This is a genomic window from Desulfocapsa sulfexigens DSM 10523 (assembly GCF_000341395.1).
In the GTDB taxonomy this organism is placed as follows: domain Bacteria; phylum Desulfobacterota; class Desulfobulbia; order Desulfobulbales; family Desulfocapsaceae; genus Desulfocapsa; species Desulfocapsa sulfexigens.
The window spans coordinates 2,216,111-2,237,187 of the sequence record NC_020304.1 but is presented as its reverse complement, the minus strand read 5'-3'; the positions used below and the strand labels follow the sequence as shown (position 1 = coordinate 2,237,187).

The window sequence follows — 21,077 nt, the reverse complement described above, 5'->3', positions numbered from 1 at the left end:
AGACAAACATCCTTAACAATCTGTTAGTTCAACAGGTAGGAATTGTAAAGATCAAGTATTTTTTTATGGTTTTTCTCTGCATTGAACAATTCCAACACTTTCCGGTTTCCCCTGTCCGCCATATCCCACGCTTTTTGTTTTTCTGTTATAAGCAGGGTTACGGCGTCGACTATTGCATTGGGATCTTTTTCCGGCACAAGCACACCTGAGACACCGTCTTCAATGAGTTCAGGGATCCCGGAAACCGAAGTAGTGATAACCGGAACATAATGAAGAAGAGCCTCCATCAAAACAGTTGGGATACCATCACGGTCCCCGGAAGAATGGACAACACACGGCATTATGAAAATGTCCGCTTCCTGAAAAAAAGTTGGCATTTTTTCATAGGGTTGAAACCCATGAAACGTCACAACAGATTCTAGTTCGAGCGATGCACAGAGTCGTTGCAATTGGTTAAGATACAAACCATCACCGACAATATTCAAGTGGAAATCTATCGCATTGGCCTTCAATACTCCGCAGGCACGTAAAAGAAATTCATAGCCTTTTTTACCAACCAAACGTCCAACGGCTAACAATTGATATGGCGGTTCCATGGAAACATGTCTTGCTTTTACCTGACTCATGGGAACACCAATGTAAATAAGGTGAAACTTATCTTCAGAGCAAGCAGTAAGTTTTCGTAAATATTCAATATTATATTGCGTCACACTCCTAACAAACAAAGCATCCCTTGTTTTTTCTTGGATCAGGCTGTCAGGGGGATAGATATCCCAGGCATGCATGGCAAAACTGAAGGGAATACCCGTTAATCGGGAAGCAAGCCAGGCAGCCGTCGCACAGCCACAGGCCCAGGGAGCATGAATATGTTTGATCTGATCTTTTTCAAAACGATATGCCAGATAGAAGGCACAGAAACATGCCCATACATTCTCTGCTGTTTTCTCTACTCCTTTCCATCTTCTTAATACAATCCGAACAATAAGCATGGTCGTCTTAACGGGAGATCTCAAAAACCAATAAAAAATGAATATCGGCAGAGCAATTCCCCACCATACACCCAACCTGAGGATTTTTCCTTGATACGATTGCATATCAGAAGACAGGTCTTTTTCTAATCTCCCATACAAAGTGTAGACAGACACTGGCAACCCAAGTTTTAATAAATTTTCCACCTCACTGAAAACAAATGTTTCAGATGGCTTAGGAAACCAGAGTAGAATATAAGCGGTATTTGGCAACTTTTTATCAGACAAAAACAGAAACTCCAAAGAATGTATGATACATTACATATAACAACTACTTCACAGTCAGGTGTATGTTCACACAGTATTGAATATTATTTATATCAGCTTACTACACCTTTGAAAAATTCATTGATCCAAAAAAATGTCATAATATATAGTATATAGTATGTTTGTAATCTGTAAAGACTCAACTTGCCCAGGGAGCTAATAAGCCAATCTCTAGTGATTCAATCAGGAGTTTCCCCATGAATATCTTACTCATATACCCAGAATTACCATTTTCTTTCTGGAGTTTTCCTCAAGCAATACGATTTTCTACAGCAAAGGCCTTATATGCTCCTCTCGGACCAATCACAGTTGCCGCACTTTTACCAAAAGAATGGGATATCAAGTTTGTTGATTTAAATGTCAGAGAAGTAACTGAAAAAGAGTGGCAATGGGCTGACATAATCATGATATCAGGCATGATAGTGCAGAGAAAAAGTTTCCAGCCCCTAATTGAAGAAGCAAAAAAAAGAGCAAAAGTCACCGTCGCGGGAGGCCCCTACCCGACACTCATGGCTGATGAACTCATTACAATTGGTTGTGATATCGTGGTCTGTGGAGAAGCAGAAAACAACATCACTTCCCTGGTTGATGCCATCCAATCCAGAAAAAGTGGTCAAGTCATTCGCAACAACGAAAAGCCTGACTTAAACAACACCCCCCTGCCTCGTTATGACCTCATCAATCTTGACGACTACTACCATTTCTTAATACAGACAACCAGAGGGTGTCCATTCAGTTGTGAATTCTGTGACATTGCAGGTTTATACGGCAAGCAGCCCCGTTTTAAAAGTCCTGATCAAGTTATCGCAGAACTGGAATACCTGTATCAACTTGGAGCCAGGGGTCATATTACAATTGCAGATGATAATTTTATCGCCAACAAAAAGAATGCAAAGGCCATCTGCCAGGAACTGATCAAATGGAACAGAAAACGCCACCAGCCCTTTGGTTTCACAACCCAGGCATCTGTAAACCTGGGACAAGACATGGAGATGATAGACCTGCTGACCGCTGCAAACTTTGGGGATATATTTATCGGAATTGAATCTCCAGACGAGGATATACTGACGGCAAATGAAAAGCATCAAAATGTCATCAATCCACTTGTGGAATCCATCGAAAATATTAAACGAAACGGACTTTCAATCATTGGTAGCTTTATCATTGGATTTGACAACGAAAAAAAAGGAGCGGGGAAACGGATCTGTGATTTTGTTGATCAAACCAGCATCCCGATCATTATGCCCAACATTCTCAGCGCTCCCCCAGGTACTAGACTCGAGGAGCGATTGCAAAAAGAAGATCGTTTATTCGACAAACTCATCGCATTAAATACAAGTGAAACATATTTTAATCTACCCAACTTTATCCCAAGCAGACCATTAGAGGAGATAATGGAGGAATTTATTGAAATGTGGGAATACCTCTACAACCCTTCCCGTTTTTTGGAGAGGACCTACAAATTCTGTCTTGGTATACGTCCAACTCGTAAAGCCATAGCTGCAAAGAACGGTACCCCTCATGAAGACAATCCTGCAAAGACAACAAGCCCTCCTCTGAAAAGACAGCTCTGTGAGCTTGTCACATTTTTTCATCATGCATGGTTACATGGTGTCATAGCGCCCCACAGGGTACAATTTTGGAAGCAATTAAAAGGCATGCAAAAACAGAACCCAAGCCGTCTAAAAAAATATATTGTTCATTGCATCAGCGGTGATTCGTATCTACAGATGAGCAAAACAATTCGACACGATATTCACTGTCTACTGGCTGAACAGGATAAGAGAAAATAACAGTCCACTGTTGCCAAATAAACCATAAGAAAAAGGAGGACTAAAGTCAGTCCTGCACAAGTTGCAACAAGGTATGAGCAAATGCCTCGACGGGATCAAAGGGTATAAGCTCTCGCACTCGCTCGGCAGCAAGGCTTCCCATTTCCTGCCACTGCGCCCTCTTCTGCCAGGCCCTCTCCAGAGCTTCATCTATAAACTCGGGATGAGCAGCCTTTGCAACAAAGCCAGTTTCACCATCCTGAACACACTCCTTCCCTGCCACCCCTGTCACAACAGCCAATCGACCACAGGACATTGCCTCTATAAGTGTTAACGGTAAGCCTTCCATCCTCGAACTCATCACCAGGAGATGATTTTTCGCCCATACTTCTGCAATATTTTTTGAATAGCCCCTGAAGTGGATATTCTTCAAGCCCAGATACTGACTATAGTACTGTAATGACTTGCTATAATTCCCAGTTCCATAGAGATTCAGATGAAGTGGACGCTGCTTCCATTTTGACTGCGCAAGAACCTCAAACAAGATATCATGCCCCTTATGGATTGGGACCAGCGTCGCCGGTAACGCCAGATTGTATCCCTGTTTCGTTTCTGGATAGGAGAGGATCTCTCTTGCTACGGAAATCGGATTTCTGACGATGGCAGAATTTACAATATTCATCCCTAGCTGCTTGCAAACAATCCCTCTGTTTCCTTCCGAAACAAAAAAATTCACACGAGCTTGGTCATACCCCTTTCGATACAGATCCACTTCACCATCATCAGGCCACTGTAGATCAGAAGCAAGATGAACAAGGTTGACATAGGGAACGGACAGTTCATGGGCGCTCTGCATCCAGTCCCCCCCCTCAAAACTCTTTCCCATGGAGTGCAAGAGAAGATCCGGTGAAATCTTTTGTAACAGCATTTTCTTTTGCATCTCAATCGATGGTCGGAATTTCCCCTTCAAATATTCCATGGATGTCGTTGGAGGAAGAGGCAAATCACAAATACGGCCACCGGCGTCTGCAATTTCCTGGATATGGGGTGGAATATGAGGCCATTTCCTTGCAACCACAACAACCTCAACATCTGGTTCCTGTGATGCAAGAAAAACTGCGGTCTTGTACCAGAGAAGTTCACTTCCTCCCCATGGAGTATGGATATTAGATGAAATAAAAAGAATACGTTTCATGGTGGTATCTACAGGAAAATCGTTTATTATTAGTCAAAGCCACCTTCACAGGAAGAACCATAGCCCTACGATATGATGCCAAATAAAAACAACTGTTGTTTTAGAGTTCTCTACTTCTTCACTCTCTTTGTTTTGAGTACAGGATTTGGACTCTATCTATGGAATAAAATTCTTCTCCCCTTCCACAACCCCGACAATATCATTGGCCCTCTCAGTCTGGCAGGCTTGAATCCTAACAATGACATCTTGCGTTTTGCCCTCTTTATGGCCTTCCCACCAGTGCTAGTATTCATCAGCTCATTCCTGATCAGAAAAGAAAATACCTTCCGGACAAGAAGTAGCCTGACCAAACGACAGCAAACAAAACACCTCCCCTGGTTTATAGTCATTACGAGCCTCCTGCTTTCCCTGGCCACTCCAACTTACCACGCAAGTGGAACCTTTGACACCTTCCACGAAGGAGAGACTCTGGGAGCCGCCATGTCTCTACAAGAGGGCAAGGTTCCCTATAGAGATGTGCTCTTTTCCCATGGTGTGTTTCATGATCCCCTTCGCTCTATCATTGCCATGGAACTTTTCGGGAAATCCATAGGTGCTACCAGGGCACTGACCTCTCTTATCAAAGTGCTCTCTTTTGTATGTTTAGGCTTACTCATTCTCCGCCTCTTCAACAACAATGGGACATGGGCACTTCTGACGTTTTTTATCATGTTCCTGGTCATTCCAAAAGAAACATTTATAGTCCTGCCAAGAGACCTTATCAGCTTTTCCTACTTGATACTTCTCACTGCTGTCCCGGGCTTACCGCCAAAAAGATACTCCTACCTCACCATATCCATCCTGAGTTTTTTACTTGCCTACATGCCTATTGTAAGCTTTGGTATTACAATTGATAGAGCCTTTTATATAACTGCACTCTACATCCTGCTTTGCCCCGTCCTCTTTTTGGGTTTCTTTAGAAAAACTCCCTGGAGAAGTCTTTTTGTCCGCTATTCATTTCTTGGAGTGCTGGTCGGAATGCTCTCGCTAACCATATTACTCCAGGGTGCTGTCAGCGATTTTGTGCAATTTGTTTTTGTTCATATTCCAAAGACAAAAGAGTTTGCCGACGGGCTTCTTTTTCCGGTATTTACTCCCCGTTATTTGACCATACTCCTCTTACTCAGCAGCATCTGTTACTGGCTGGCCACCCGCCTTCTCTGCACTCTTGTGACAAAAAAACAGTACGTCCTACACTTTCTTGTCTTTTGGAGGAAATATTTCAACGCAATTGTCCTTTTTCTTGTCGCTGTTTTCTGCTTTAGAAATGCTCTTGGCCGATCGGATGACGAACACCTTGCATACAGCTCACTTTTTCCAATCCTTGCCTTTCTCTATATAGCAATACACTACTATATTGACCGGCATATCAATGCACTATGGTATAAGCGCATCACACTATTAATTATATTGACAGCAGGACTTTACTCCATAAGTACCTTGATCAACATCTCTTCCATCAAAAGTATCACCGATAACTTTCCTATTTATACGAAAGACAGTGAATTCATCCCTCCCGAATATAAGAGCACCATCTCCTTTCTCACAACAAATCTTACAGGCGATGAAAAATTCATAACACTGACCAATGAAGCGTCATGGTACTATTTTATTGACCAGGCCTGTCCAACCCGATTTCCTCTGGTGTGGTTTGCCTTGTCACAAAAAAACCAGAAAATTTTCATAGAAAGTATAGGTCGGCAGAACATACGGTTTATTCTCTATAGAAACCGACACTGGGCTAACAACATAGACGAAATAACCAATGAAGAACGGCTGCCACTTCTGTTTAACTATGTTTCAGAAAATTATCATCCACTGGTCAATATAGATGGTAATGAGATATGGGAAAGAAATATCACTGCACAATGATTTCTATTGAGGTCATGGGAATACCAACCAGGCTGTTCACCACTGAACTGGCATGAGACTTGAACACAAGTGCATCATGGAGCCAATGCTGAGTCAGGTGTTCATCCTGTGTCCCCACGGCAATTGCAGGTGAAATGCTGTACTCTCCGACTGGCAGCAGAGGCATACGAAAGCTAAAGCGGGCGTAAAAAGACTCTCCAGCTGCTATTTCCAAGGCCTTGTCTTCATAGGTCAAAAACGTATTATCCCCAAAGAGATACTGTCCTAAACGATCCTTCACATAAAAACCGACAATTGGATTCTTAAGTATTTCATGCGCCTCACATCCAATGCAAAGCTTCACTTTTTCCCCTCCCACGACCCAGCGTAGCACACAGCCTGCTTCATCTGTCATGCTAACATTCACAATACTGGCCATTCGTTGACCAAAAGAAAGAGAATCCGGCTGAAATTGAAACAATTCTATATCATTTCTTAAATTGCTTCTATTGATAAAGTCCAGACGCATGTCCCTTGCCTGCTCTTGCTGTTTTTGACTTTCCGAAGTTCTGTCTCCAAGAGATGGTTGACGGTTCATTTGCTCTTCGGAAATATTTTGGGACTTCATCACCTGCATTTCCAGGTATGCCTCAGATACAAGTTTTGGACTGCCCTGCATTTTTATTCTTCCATCCTGTAACCATATGACATGAGAGCAGAGACTCACCACCGCAGCCGCATCGTGACTGACAAAGAGCACGGTTCCGTTTTTTCTAAAATCCCGCAAAAACCGCATGCACTTCTGGACAAAGAATGCATCGCCAACCGTCAGAGCCTCATCAATAATAAGAATATCTGCATCAACATGGACAATAACAGCAAAGGCTAAACGCATAACCATACCGCTGGAATACATTTTCACCGGCTGGTGAAAATACTCACCAATATCTGCGTATTTGCATATTTTATCCAGACGCTTTGTCATTTCTCTTCTATCCAGCCCCAGTATGGCTCCATAAAGATAGACATTTTCAATACCGGTAAACTCTGGATCAAAACTCGAACCGAGTTCCAGAAGCGCTGCAACTCGACCATTCACCTCAACAGTTCCAGAGGTTGGCGACAGGGTTCCTGAAATGATTTGGAGTAAAGTAGATTTCCCGGCTCCGTTAGCCCCGATGATACCGATGGTTTCACCTCGAGCAGCCTTAAAAGAGACATCACTCAGCGCATGAAACTCTGTAAAATACTGCTTTACTCGTCTTTTAAGACAAACTTCGTACAGGGGAGAGAGTAGTAGCTGTTTCAGGCGATCTACAGGCTTTTTATAAATATGATACGACTTACTGACCAGCGCTACTATCAGAGATGAAGAACTAGAGGACATCTGAAAACCCCTTTCGTGTCCACTGAAACAGCGAGAACCCCAGCCAGGCGACAAGCAGGCTGCATCCGCCATAGACCGTCAACCAAAGCCAGTCGGGTGTCCTGCCCCAGATGAGCACAGCTCGAACCTGTTCAATGATAAACGTCAGGGGGTTTAAGTAGATCACAAATCGTATTTTCTCAGGTACGGCAGATATTGAATAAAAAACCGGGGAAAGAAAAAGAAGGATGGTTGTCACAACCACCACGACGTGTCCCAAGTCCCTCAAGTAGACGCCTGCCGCAGCCAGAAGCAAGGAGAGGCCCAAAGTCATCAGAAGAAGAGGCGAAAGTACAAGGGGGAGATAGAGAGAGCTCCCATGAAAATCCAGACCGAAAAGCAGTATTGCTCCAAAGAGAATAAGAAGCCCAACTATTAGATTGAAAATTGCTACTCCAAGCATCACCACCGGAAGAACTTCCAACGGAAAAACAACTCGTTTCACCAAGTTAACATTGGAAAGAATGAGGGTTGGCGCTCGATTGATGCACTCAGCAAAAAGACCATACACTATCAATCCTGAAAAAAGAATGATTGCAAAATTTACCTTTCCATCACCCACTTCTCCTCTCCAGGTCGTTTGTAATACCATGGAAAAAACAAAGGTATACACAGCCAGCATCAGCAAGGGCTGAAAAAAAGACCAGGCTATACCCAGAACCGATCCACGATATCGTCCTGCTATTTCTCGCCCAATCAATTGCCGGACCAAGCTTCGATTAGAATACACAGAGCGCCACATTGCTGCCAATGAGGTAGGATATTGGGCATGGGGATTCATAGTTGTTTACTCCTCGGTCAGTGACTGAATTTATGCAGGTCCAGCGTCCGAACAATTATTAAGAATTTGAAGAAGATCAGCTTTGCCGTTTACCCTCTGCTCCCCAAACAAACAAAAAGGAACAATCCTTACATTCAGGTCAAGATCATATCCGTGAATTTCCTTTTTCTCGAAATCAGATGGACATACAATCACATCCAGCAAAGATCCATGATCCCGAATCCACTTCCTTAACCCATCTTTATCCTCAGCATCACAAATTATTTCAACACCAAGTCTCTGTAACGCGTCGAAATCTGTTTGCTCTCTTTTACTATTACAGGAGAAATACTTCACATTCATACTCAACTCTACCAGCAACTGTATAATATACCAGATTATATTCGTCTGTATTGCATCATATGGAGAAGAAATTGATTGATCTACAAGCAATACAGTTTGACGATGACGGCTCCGATCCCTGGCATGAAAAACATTGCTACCATGTGCAAAATGTTCAGCCGCAAGTATCTCCTGCCAGTTTTTGACGAAAGTTGCCTGATTACTGTTCTGATACGCCTTTATCCCCAGGCTCGTATCGGTTCCATGTGATATTCCTTCATAATGTACCACCATGGATGCTGGTTGATAGTAGACTTTTCCACCGGCTGCCCGAGCCGAGAATGCAAGATCTACATCCTCATAATAGGCTGGTGAATAGTCCGGATTCATCCCGCCCAATGAATCAAATAGTTGTTTTTTTATCAACAACGAGGCCCCGGAAACATAATCAACTTCTTTGACATAATTATATAGAGGGCTGTCAGGATCATCCGAGTGTCCGTAATTCCATGCTGCCCCATCCTGCCAGATAATGCCTCCAGCCTCCTGGAGGCGACCATCGGGATAAACAAGCTTTGAGCCGACAATTGCACAATCTACATGAACCTCAAACAGAGCCACCATACTGTCCAGCCACCCCTTAGTGACTTGAGTATCATTATTCAGGAAGTACAGGAAATCCCCACGAGCCTGCCGGGCACCATTATTGACAGAACCGACAAAACCTAGATTTTCCTCTTGAACGAGCAGCTGGATCCCAGGCACTCGCGCCAGATCTTTTATTCGAGTATGCCCCGATGCATCATCGATAACAATGATCTCCACCTCAGCCTCAGGGAGATTTTCCATAATTGAAGACAAGCACTTCAGTGTATAATAAACCTGTCCATATGTTGGGATGATGATGGAGACAAGGGGAAGATCCGTAGTGGTAAAATGAAGATTTTGCAAAAGGGTATCGATTTTTTCATTTTCTCTTTGTTCCAGCGTCTCGTTGCCCCTATCACTCTCGATCACTTCCAATAGAGCCTTTTTAACGACCTCGGTCGTAAAATGATGTTCGATCAGCCCCCCTGCATTCCGGGAAAGGGTCCGCCACAACCCTTCATCCCGATAGAGGCGTATTACCTTTTGTGCAAACAGCTCTTCTTCATCTCCAATCATTGCACTGACACCGTCTTCAAGATACATCCCTTCCGCCCCTGTGGATGTCGTGACCACGGGAAGCCCGAAGGCCATACTTTGCCCGATTTTCCCCTTGACTCCTGCACCAAAGCGCAAGGGGCTGACAAACACCCTGGCCTTATCAAAATATGGTTTCACATCCAACACATATCCAGTGACATTAATATCGGGAGAAACCAGCGCCAGGATTGTATCGGGAGGATTGCTGCCGACAATGTCCAGATGAATGTCTGAAATTTGTTCCTGTATCATCGGCCATATCTTTTGTACAAACCAGAGAATACCATCAACATTGGGCTGATGCTCAAAACCGCCGATAAACATCAACCCCACTCTTTCTTTAAATGATCTGCCAGGAGAACTTAAGTCGTGAATATTGGTCACAATTGACACATTCTCCTCAATGCCTTCGACCTTAAGGATTTCTTTCTCTACCGGGCTGACAACAACAACCTCATCAACACAACGACAAACATGAAGTTCTTTGGCCTTGATAGTCTGATCAACCTGTTGCCCCAGAGTCTGTGCCATTCTTTCCTCTCGTAAATAGGCAAGGTCAACCGTATCAAAAACAATCCTCGCATCTGTCAGAGTAAGAACAATATCAAGATATTGACTGGCCACTGGTAATCGACAAAGCATGACCAAATCAACAGAGGCGCCTTTTTCATCCAAATAGTTCGTAAATCCATTTTCCCGATAGGGAAGTGTTACTTTGAGTTCTTTCAAAGCTTCGACGTATTGCTCATCCCCGGGCCCTGATCGTGCCCATAAAACTATTTCATATCCATCTTCCGCAAGCATCTGAATCAAACGATACAGCCGTAATGATCCTGAATCATGATTAAATTTAGGAATCCAACAGGACACAATGAAGATTGTTTTTATTTCTCTTTTGGGACGCTTTTTATACGTATAAAAAGCCTCTCCCTGTCTGTATCCATTCGCAAGAAAATGCACCAGGGGGTTCATTCCAGAGGCAATAGCTTCCGGATTAAACTGCAAATAATACGCTGTATTGAAAAGTGGATGAGGATCAGTTTTTTCCGTCAACCCATACACACAGAAATGCACAAGTGGATTCTGCCCATCGGCAAGTTTGTCTTTATATCGGTAACAATAAAAGAACGTGTTAAAGAGGGGATGGGGATTCCTCTTTTCCCTATAACCAAGGCTGAGATAGTGTTTCAGAGGATCGATACCAGCATTCTTCAAATCTGGGTTGCTTTCAATATAATAAGGGGTATCAAAAAGAGAATGAGGGGATCTTTGTTCTTTACAGCCATATTGAAGATAATGAACCAATGGGTTCTTTCCTGACGCTTCCACATTAGGATTATTCTCAAGATAAAATGAGGTACTGAATAAAGGGTGGGGATCTCTTTTTTCTTTATAGCCGTATTGAATGTAGTGGGTCAGAGGGTCAATGCCTGCCTTCTCTATATCCGGATTATTTTTCAGATAATAGGACACATCGAATAAGAAATGGGGCATCCTTCTTTCTTTGTAACCACGCGTGAGATAATGAATCAGAGGATCAACACCGGCCTTTTCTACATCTGGATTATGCTCCAGGTAATAGGATATATCGAATAGGATATGAGGTGATCTTCTTTCTCGATATCCACGGTGGAGATAATGGATAAGTGGATTCGTTCCTGATTCAGCCAAATCCGGATTGCTTTTTAGATAAAACGAGGTATTGAACAGAGGATGCGGATTATCCCCCTGCATAAATCCTCTGATAAGATAATGACGCAAAAGGTTCAGATCTGATCCACGTTTCCCAGGGAATTGCTTACGATAGTACGCTGCATCAAACAGAGGGATTTCCAGTACAGCTTTTCCTTCCCGATTATACGCAAAAACGATATTCTCCAAAGTACGAAACATTTTTTTTAAATAACTCATACTTTAACCATACCGCAGAAAAAAAGATGGACGATGATTGTTTTCAACAAGTTCACACAATATATTCTTTGGTATCAAAATAATGTTTCAGAACAGCAGTAACCTTCTCGTTGCCACAAAAACAAGTTTTTTGGATATTCTTTTTATAATTCTCCAAGTTTTTCTCAAAACCATCCAGGATATCAGATGATGGCCGGAAAGCATCATTCATTATCCCATATCCATTTTTCTCCAGATAATAACCGTTGATATACTGTTCACAGGCATTACGTATGGGAAAAGCCATCACTGGTTTCCCATAATAAAGAGCCTCGGAAAGCAAGGTGTGTCCCGCTGTACTCAAGACATATCGACAGGAGGCAAGGTCATCAAGAAAATGATCTGTAGATTTTTTCCTGTACGTTACATTTGCGACCACTCTGTCCTCATTCATACCATAGCAGCGGACCGGGTGGGGTAGGGATAAAAGAAAACGGTGGAAATCTGACGTCGTTGAATATCCATGATACGCAAGGACATGCTCACCTTCTGTAGAAACCCGGTCGAGGACTTTTTGCCTGAGAATCGGAGGAAAAACTTTCACCCGCCTTTTCGACCGTAACGGGGGATCAAAAAAAGAAATAATCATGTGGTTCCGTAGCTCATGAAATTGCATCCATATGGCGATGCGGAGTAAAGCAAGATCCACTGTTCTGGTCAGTGGGAGACTCAGGGAACCGAATCTGGCAATATGCTGATGATCGAGAGACAGGCAGGGTAAGCCTGTTTTACGACAGAGCCAGGGGACATTCGACTCGTAATCGGTAATGGCCACGTCAGGCTTAAATAATTCCACGGCCTGCAATGCTTCTTTTCTTCCCTGCTTACCGGCAAGAATATTTTTACAATATGAAGAAACAGCTCCAGAATATGGCATGCTGTGATGGAAGGCAGGACTCCCATTGACCGACAACCTGAACACCTTATGTTCTGATTGCAGCATATTATATCCGTCACCGTCGCTTATAAAGAGAAAATTGTGCTGCGGAAAAGAACTGGCAATGGTAAGTGCTCTAATGGCGTGCCCATGACCAATCCCATGAACACCATATAATATGTTTGTCATCTAAACGTCCACGGTTCCTGTAAAAAAAAGCACTTTGTCAGGGAAGCACCTGCGACCACTCCCTGCATTCTCTGAAAATTACTGTTCCTACCTGCGTTCAGTCGCACAAACTGATGCAAATCACTTCACTTCAGAAACGACAATACTCCTATTTTGGAAAACGATTATTCTCAAAATTTACTATAGAAAACAACAGGTAACAAAATATTGCCCGGAAGGCATATTATTTTTTTTCTTTCAAACCTGGATTATACAATATCTATTGCTTGAAAACAGTTCCTTCTTCATGTTAATTTAATTTATTCTTTTTATATAGTTAGAAATATTTCCACTTCAAACTGAAGTTCTTTTTGAAGAAATAATCTACGACGGAAAAAACAAATTTATTACATGTTACTATCTGGATCAAGAACAGACCAACACATCTTCGGAGTTTACCCATAATGTCGAACGAACTGACTACAAAATCACTTTCTTATGTTTGGCATCCACAATATTTCACACCTCCTGTTTCACAACTCGTTCAAAAAAACAGGCTACAGATCATTCTGGATGTATCAGAACTCTCCGTTGACCAACTCACCCACGACACGCCCGACTTGCAGGGAGTAGAACTGAAACTTTCTCTGGAGCAGTTTTTTTCAACGAAAGTGACAGCATTACTGGAAGCCATTCAAACGAAAACCATCTGGGTCGAATACTTTCCGCAGGTATCATCCCGTGCCTTTGACGCTTTTCTTGAACAGATAGCAATCCATGATTCCCTCACCTGCAATATAATCACCGGTGACCTGCCAGTCATTCACGCCTGTTTTGAAAACCCCTCTCAGGTCTCTGGCCTGGCCATTAAAGGCTCAGAATCATCTGGTTTTGTCAGCTCGGAAACGCTCTTAACACTTCTCTCACATCTGGAAGTACTCTCAAAAAAACACTCTTCCACACCCGCAATTCATGTTTGGGGTGGTATCGCTACTCCAGAGGGAGCAGCCGCCTGCCTCGCGAGCGGAGTTTCTCGAATTGTTTTTGAAAGTCTCCACTGGCTCACCGACAAAATGGTTGGCCCAAACGCCCCTCTTTCAAAAAAAATTTCACAGTTACGAATAGACCACACCTCCTCCATAGAACTCGGAAAAAATCTATTTTTCAGAGTGTTTGACAAGGGTAATGCCTCAGCAGTCAAAGAACTCAGGCAATTATTAAACAACAAAGACGGTGACACCACCCCCTCCAGTGCATTGACAACTGCTATTTCTTCAAAAACTGTCCTCCCCCTTGATAGCGATTTTGATGGAAGTCAACTCGTACCCTTAGGGCCCGAGGCTGCTTTTGCCGATTCATTTATCAAGCGTTTTGGTCAGGAAACCTCCACTGCCATTTCCAATTTCGCATCAGAAACTGCCCGACTCTATGCCGATGTGGATAGAGCCATTCCCGAAATGCTGAAAGGTAAACTGACCGGGGTACTTGGAGTTCAATATCCCTTTATCCAGGGGGCCATGGCCTGCATCAGCGATGTTCCGGAATTTGCACTTTCCATTGCCCAGGCAGGCGGACTGCCAACCATTGCCCTTGGTATTAAATCAATCAAAGAAATTGAACAGGATCTCGCCACCCTGAAACAGACTCTCCAGGGACATCCATACGCCATCAATGTCATCACCCTTCCCGAAAATCCCTATCGCACGGAACAACTAGCCTGGCTTGAAAAAAACAAGCCTCCCTTTGTCGTTATTTCTGCAGGTGATCCAGCCCACGCAGCACGTTTGCAGCAAAAGGGTATTACGGTTATCTATGTTACCTCCGACATCGAACTGCTGCGACTGGCCTGGAACAATAATATCAGCATTGTAATATGTGAAGGTCAGGAGGCTGGAGGCCATGTTGGAGTACACTCGACCTTGACCCTTGCTCAAGCTGCCCTCGAACTAAGGCACCAATCCACAGACACAAACAGTGGAAATTTTCTCGTTCTGGCCGGCGGTATTTACAATACCAATTCACTTGCTCGGGCAGCCTTTTTAGGGGCAGATGGGGTGCAAATGGGCACACTTTATCTCTCTTCCCGAGAAATTGTCGCCTCTGGCGCATTGAGCAAACTCTACCAGCAGACACTGCTCAAATCTTCTTTTGGTGACACCATACTCACAGGAGAGTCCGTTGGGCTGCGCGTCCGTTCCCTTTCCTCCCCCAAAACAACAAAAATTCGTTCTCTGGAAAAAGCAATTCACAAGCAGACGAGCAATGAGGCTGCCATCAGGCGCCAACTCGAAGAAACCAGTATCGGAAGCCTGCTTGTTGCAGCTCGAAACCAGCACCCAAAAAGCGGCCACCCTCTTTCCCCAGATGTTTGCTACCAGGAAGGACAGTATATGAGTGGCTCAATCGCCGGAGATCTGCAGGAGATCCTCCCCGTTGCAAAAATCCACCAATTATTGGCAGAAAATCAATTCAAAGCAATATTGCAGAATTCTTCCGCACAGGAAACATCACTACCGTCCAGCAATAGAAAAAACGTCAGGGAGCGTATTGCCATCACTGGAATGGCCGCTGCAAATTCCCTGGGTAACAGTCCAGAAGAAATCTGGCAGGCATGTCTGGCAAAAAAAAGCGGCATCAGCGAAATACCTGCTGAAAAATGGGATCACAGGGATATTTTTAAAGAAAATTCCAGCACCAAAGGTAAAACATACTGTAAGGTAGGCGCTTTTTTATCCCTTAACATTGCGCGAAAAGAACTGGGTATTCCACCCCATGATTTCCGGACCATGACCGCCTCCACAAAACTTACACTGTGGCTTGCCTACAAAGCAATTCACGACTCAACGCTTTTGGATTCTGATATCCCCCGCCACCGTATAGGAGTACTCGTCTCACAAAATGCCGGCGAATTTGGCTCCACCACTGCAGACCTTACCATATATACGGCAGCCAAAACAATTGCTGATACTATCCGACAATCGTGCGATCTCTCCCCGGACCAGAGTGATTCGCTGGAACAGACTATCAGGACTGGTCATCTTGAAATAGATGACACGACACTCCTGGGCCGTCTCAATTGCGCGGCAGCGGGCTTTATCTGTAACAAATACGGATTTAATGGTCCGAGTTTCTCTGTCACCTCTGCCTGCGCCTCAAGCCTCACGGCACTTTATAATGCTGTTCATTTAATGCGGACTGGGGTTCTGGATGCAGCCATCATTGGCGGTGGTGAAGAATTGCTCAGCCAAGGATCATTTCTTGAATTTTCCGCCCTGGGAGCTTTGGCGGGAAAAGGCTATAGCAACGAATCCCCATCTGCCTATTCCCGTCCTTTCGACAGCGAACGCAGTGGTATGGTTCTTGGTGAGGGAGGCGGAATGATTGTTTTGGAGCGTGAATCCGTTGCCCGGAAAAGGGGTGCTCCAATCCTTGCCTATATTACCGGTGTAGGAGCCAGCAACAATCACCTTGGGATGGTTGAATCTGTAGCAGAAACACAAAAAATTGCCATCAGCACTTCCTTTGAAGATGCTGGCTATGGCCCAGAGCAGGTCGACATGGTTGAATGCCACGCAACAGGTACTCATATGGGAGATCGGGAAGAAGTCAATGCTCTCAAACAAATCTACCCGCCCAACAGCTCTGTTGTACTCTCCTCCTTCAAATCTCAAATCGGTCATACACTGGGAGCTTCTGGAGTCAGTAGCCTTATTCGTGGTATTTGCGCGATGCATGCCGGAACCTTTCCTCCCACGCTCAATTACCATACACCAGATCCTGACATAGGCCTGGAAGAGGCCGGGTTCCATGTTTGCAAGGAAGCGGAACCATGGCCACAACCCCTTGAGAGAGCAAGACGTTTTGAGGTAAATGCATTCGGCTTTGGTGGTGCAAACTACGTAGTTCAGGTTGAAAACAGCACCAGAGACAACAGCCAGGCACCGCACATTCTGACAGACACAATTGCCCCTTCACCATCTGTAGGCGTTGCCTTCTTCAAAACAGAATCCAACAACCAGACATTCAGGATCGGAGCCATTGATAATAAAAATAAGAACTCTGCCCTCGAAAAAATACTGGAGCCCTATAAACAGAATCTGGCAAAACTGACATTCAAACAGAAAAAAGAACTGACAGAGCTTGGCATAACAGTAGCCGAAGAGACAGGAAGCTTGCCCCTTAGCCTTGTTTTTTCCGGTCAGGGAACGCATTATCCACAAATGGGAAAAGAGCTGTATAAAACCTTTCCCGTTATTCGTCACTGGATGGATACCTTGGCAGAGCTTGCCGACTTTGACATCCTTCACCTCCTTTTCAACGAGGATGGCAGTAAACTTCAAAATACGGAGTGGCAGCAACCGGCCCTTTTTCTTCTTGAATACTCCATCTACAAACAGTTGAACGAGTTCGGACTACAGCCAACAGCCATGGCCGGTCACTCCATGGGAGAATTGACTGCACTCTGTGTTGCCGGGTGTTTCACCTATGAGGACGGTTTTAAAATTATCAACAAACGTGCCCAGTGCATGGCAAAAGCCTCAAAGATGGATGTAGATCCCGGTTCCATGCTTGCCGTTAACGCACCGGAAGACTATCTCAACCAAAAGATTGCCGAAAACACCAATCTCTTCTTCACCAACTTCAACTCGCCCAGACAGACAGTTATTGGTGGTGGGACTAAAGAACTGGTAAATTTCAAACAGATACTTGACAGCGATGGCCATTGGAACGTCCAGTTGCCTGTTTCAATGGCTTTTCATTCACCTATAATGCGAATAATTCGTGAGGAACTGGGTGACTACATCGGCGACATACGGATGCAGGCTCCCGAGATTCCAGTAATCTCCAATACAACTTGTCAGCCCTATCCGAATGACCCAGATGAAATCAAAAAAATAATCGTCTCCCACTTGGAATCCCCCGTTCACTGGCAGAATAACGTTTTAAGCCTTGTGAATGATTTCGGCTGTCGCTGCTTCCTTGAAATCGGCCCACAGGACACCCTCTGCAACCTTATTCATGAATGCACAAAAAATGTGCAGTGTATCAGCAGCTGTTCAGCGGAAAACGAGGTACAGGCACTACGCCAATCTGTTTCATCCCTTTTTGTGAATGGGAGCATAACACCAGCTACAATATCAACGCTTTCCCTGCAGCAGAAAGAGCTCACGATATCCAGGGAAGCTGTTTTGAATATCATTCAGCAGGAAGTGTATTCCTACGCCCTTCATGGTGCTGAGAGATATCTCAAACCCGCAATTATAAAAGCCATTCAACAGAATATTGACCCACACTTCGATCGAGCAGCTTTGGCTGAGTATATGCCGGAAAATTTCACTCCAGGACTCGTTCCAGATACGCCTGGTGCCGGCAACGCTGGACCCGTTCCTGAGAATAATGCCGTACTTGAACAGGTCATCCAGATTATTATGGATGCCACTGGCTATGAGCGTGATGAAATCGATGCGGAAATGAATGTCAGAGATGACCTGGCCATTAAATCCAGTCGTATACCAATTATCGTTGATGCCGCTGAAAAAACATTCAACATAACTACAACCCTGGAAGATTTCCTGTCCGTACAAACTGTTCAGGATCTGGCCAATCGTGTTGCTGAGCTCATGGAAGGCGACGATTTCCAAGTCCCCGCCCAAAAGGTTTCGATAAACAAATCCATTTCCGCCTCAACACATAATACGCCCACCTTCGTCTCATCCTCAAAGTATGGCATCAATCGGCTTGTTTATCAGGAAGAAAAAATCACTGTAAATAAAGAAACGAGCCTGCAAATTGCCCCTGACAGTCGCATTCTCCTCCTTTCCCTCGATGCTGAAAACAACCTTCAACAACTCAATAACACCTTCAGGGACAGTTATCGTTGTGAGGCAGTTTCCTTACAAATAAAAAAGGATCATCACCAAGATGGTTATATAGATTTCTTCAACTCTGAAGAAACACTGCGGGTTGTAGAAGAGATTTCGGCAGAAGGTCCATTGACAGGCATTGTTCTGATCAGTGACAGCCAGGCTGAACAAAACCTGTCTCCTCTTGAAATCGTCTCTTTAGTGACCAGCTACTTCGCACTCTTTCAACATTTTCTTAAATCAAACAAACGGAAATTTTGCATTCATCTCCACCATAACAACAGTCCAGTCGAGACCGACTCTCTCCTTGGCCAATCCATCCTTGGCCTTCTCTTCACAGCGGCCAAAGAATTCAAGGGCCTTTGTTTACGGAGACTTGCATTCCGGGGCAAGGTCGATATACCTGAACTGCTACGAACTGCTCTCAATCTATCCAATCCACTTATTGATCTGCTTATCGAAGACCATCAACTATACACCTACAAAGCTGCCAGACATACTCTCTCTGGTGCGGAGGAACCGGCACTGACTCTCGCCAAAGATGATGTCATTGTTATTTCAGGCGGAGGCAGGGGAGTTACATCGTATCTGGCTCGCTCACTGGCTCCATTCGGCTGCAGACTCATCCTCCTCGGGCGCACATCGCTGGAACCTTCACTCTCCCAGGGAGACGTACCAGCAGAACCCGGTAAAAAGCAGCAATTCATCTCCAGTTACCTTGAACAAACTTATGACAACCTGTCTCCTCGGGAATTAAAAGCAAAACGAAAGGCTGTCCTGCACAACATAGAAGTACTCCAGACCATTACAGAACTCGAACAACTGGGAGCAACAACTCAGTATATTCCCTGTGACGTCAGCGACAAAGTGCAGGTTGCTGAAGTCATGGATTCCATCGTAAAAGAACATGGAAAAATTGATGGTGTCATACACGGAGCAGGAATTATCAAAGACAGTTATATCCCAATCATTAAACCGGCCATGTTCAAAGAAGTGCTTGATGTTAAACTTTTTGGAGCTATTAATCTTCTTCAGGCTGCTGAGAACAAGGGCTTACGTTTTGTCGTGGCTCTTTCTTCAATTGCTGCATCAGGCGGCAGTATTGGTCAGGCTAATTACTGTATAGCCAATCGGGCAATGTCTACCTACTGTCGCACTTTCAGGGACAGCCACCAGTCGGTACAGACAAAGGTATTCTGGCTCCCACCAATCGAAGGCACGGGTATGGCAGACACACCGGAGATAAAAGATATTCTCGTTCAAAACCTGGGCGGTGATATTTTTCTTGAGGTACATGAAGCAGCAGAAATTATGCTTCGGGAACTCCTCTGTGGTCTGGCTGATGACTGTTGGGTCGTCCCCCTTAGAGCAGTCCTTCAATCAGAAATACTCCTGTCAGATCCTGTTGACCAAAATACGCACTGGTTTGATTTGGAAAGACTGCCGATGATTGATTCTATCGCACGTCTTGACCTACGCACAAAAACAATTCATGCCACCCGTACACTCTCATCAGACAGAGACCAGTGGCTGGCAGACCACAAGCCTTCGAAATTACTCAGACATCCAATCATGTCTGCCATAATGGCAGTAGAAGCATTTTTGGAGAGCAGCCGTATCCTTTTTCCACATCTGCAGATGAACGGTCTGCAAAATATTAAATTATTACAAATGATTGAGTGTCCGTTAGATACGAATACTGAGATACATCTGTTCTGTCAGGGAGAAACAACCCATTCCAGTTTGCAAACCTGCAATGTTGAGCTCAAACGCCCCCGAAAATCATCAGCGGACACGCAGGAAACATTCATGGACACCTACTTCATGGCTCAGGTTCTCGCCAGCACGACCCGACTTTCTCCGGAACGGGAAAAAATCACAGTTGAAAACGCCCCCCCTCTTCTTTCACACGGGAAAATCGCAGAGCTGTACGAGAATTACTCTCAGCTGAAAAACCGTTATCAAGTGATTGACTCAATCATCACATGTCACCATGACACCATCCGGGGCAAAATGCTGTACCCTGATGTAAATGACTTTTCAGAGGCTCTTCCCTCCATCTTCCAGTACCCCCACTATCTTCTGGAAGCACTGATGCAAATAACCTTCTTTTTCACCAGTATCCGGAACAATGGCGATCCACGAATAATGATACCTGCAGCAATTGACTCTGTATCATTCACAAGAAACTGTCGAGCTGGCGAAGAACTTCTACTGAATGGACAATTAAACCTGGAGGATGCAACTGGAACCGTCTGGGATGTACACGGCGTGGACAGCAACGGCTTCATTATCATGGAAATCAAAGGACTACAAATGAAATGGGTAGATTAACTTTTACCCCCTTGCAACA

General features: G+C 44.3%; 9 protein-coding genes. 3 read left to right on the top strand and 6 right to left on the bottom strand.

Annotation, left to right across the window (positions count from 1 at the left end):
• Positions 1–23: 23 nt before the first annotated feature.
• Positions 24–989 (bottom strand): glycosyltransferase family 4 protein, encoded by a 966-nt coding sequence (locus tag UWK_RS09860; RefSeq protein WP_208598465.1) that lies wholly within the window; start codon positions 987–989, stop codon positions 24–26.
• A 503-nt stretch (positions 990–1,492) separates the two neighbouring features.
• Here UWK_RS09860 and UWK_RS09855 point away from each other — a divergent pair.
• Positions 1,493–3,088, top strand: coding sequence for a B12-binding domain-containing radical SAM protein (locus UWK_RS09855; protein ID WP_015404222.1), 1,596 nt, complete (start codon positions 1,493–1,495; stop codon positions 3,086–3,088).
• Between the two features lie 46 nt (positions 3,089–3,134).
• On the opposite strand, the gene UWK_RS09850 is transcribed toward UWK_RS09855, so the two are convergent.
• A complete protein-coding gene (locus UWK_RS09850; protein ID WP_015404221.1) occupies positions 3,135–4,262 on the bottom strand; it encodes a glycosyltransferase in 1,128 nt (375 codons plus the stop codon).
• A gap of 72 nt (positions 4,263–4,334) precedes the next feature.
• On the opposite strand from UWK_RS09850, the gene UWK_RS09845 reads away from it, so the two are divergent.
• The gene (locus UWK_RS09845) at positions 4,335–6,173 is read left to right on the top strand and encodes a hypothetical protein (RefSeq protein WP_015404220.1); all 1,839 of its coding nucleotides are present in this window, start codon (positions 4,335–4,337) and stop codon (positions 6,171–6,173) included.
• Here the strand turns inward: UWK_RS09845 and UWK_RS09840 are convergent.
• Genes UWK_RS09840 through UWK_RS18520 form a run of 4 tightly spaced genes read right to left on the bottom strand, consistent with a single transcriptional unit; the run spans position 6,160 to position 12,881 of the window.
• A complete protein-coding gene (locus UWK_RS09840; RefSeq protein ID WP_015404219.1) occupies positions 6,160–7,539 on the bottom strand; it encodes an ABC transporter ATP-binding protein in 1,380 nt (459 codons plus the stop codon). The genes UWK_RS09845 and UWK_RS09840 overlap by 14 nt on opposite strands.
• Positions 7,529–8,359: an ABC transporter permease gene (locus UWK_RS09835; RefSeq protein ID WP_015404218.1), complete on the bottom strand. Its 831-nt coding sequence runs from the start codon at positions 8,357–8,359 to the stop codon at positions 7,529–7,531. Before UWK_RS09835 ends, UWK_RS09840 begins: the two co-directional genes overlap by 11 nt.
• Before the next feature lie 30 nt (positions 8,360–8,389).
• Entirely contained in the window at positions 8,390–11,776 is a 3,387-nt protein-coding gene (locus tag UWK_RS18525; RefSeq protein WP_015404217.1) for a glycosyltransferase, read from the bottom strand.
• A 52-nt stretch (positions 11,777–11,828) separates the two neighbouring features.
• The gene (locus UWK_RS18520; protein WP_015404216.1) at positions 11,829–12,881 is read right to left on the bottom strand and encodes a glycosyltransferase family protein; all 1,053 of its coding nucleotides are present in this window, start codon (positions 12,879–12,881) and stop codon (positions 11,829–11,831) included.
• A gap of 443 nt (positions 12,882–13,324) precedes the next feature.
• Here UWK_RS18520 and UWK_RS09815 point away from each other — a divergent pair, with 443 nt between their 5' ends.
• Positions 13,325–21,058, top strand: coding sequence for a type I polyketide synthase (locus UWK_RS09815; RefSeq protein WP_015404215.1), 7,734 nt, complete (start codon positions 13,325–13,327; stop codon positions 21,056–21,058).
• The last annotated feature ends 19 nt before the right edge of the window (positions 21,059–21,077 follow it).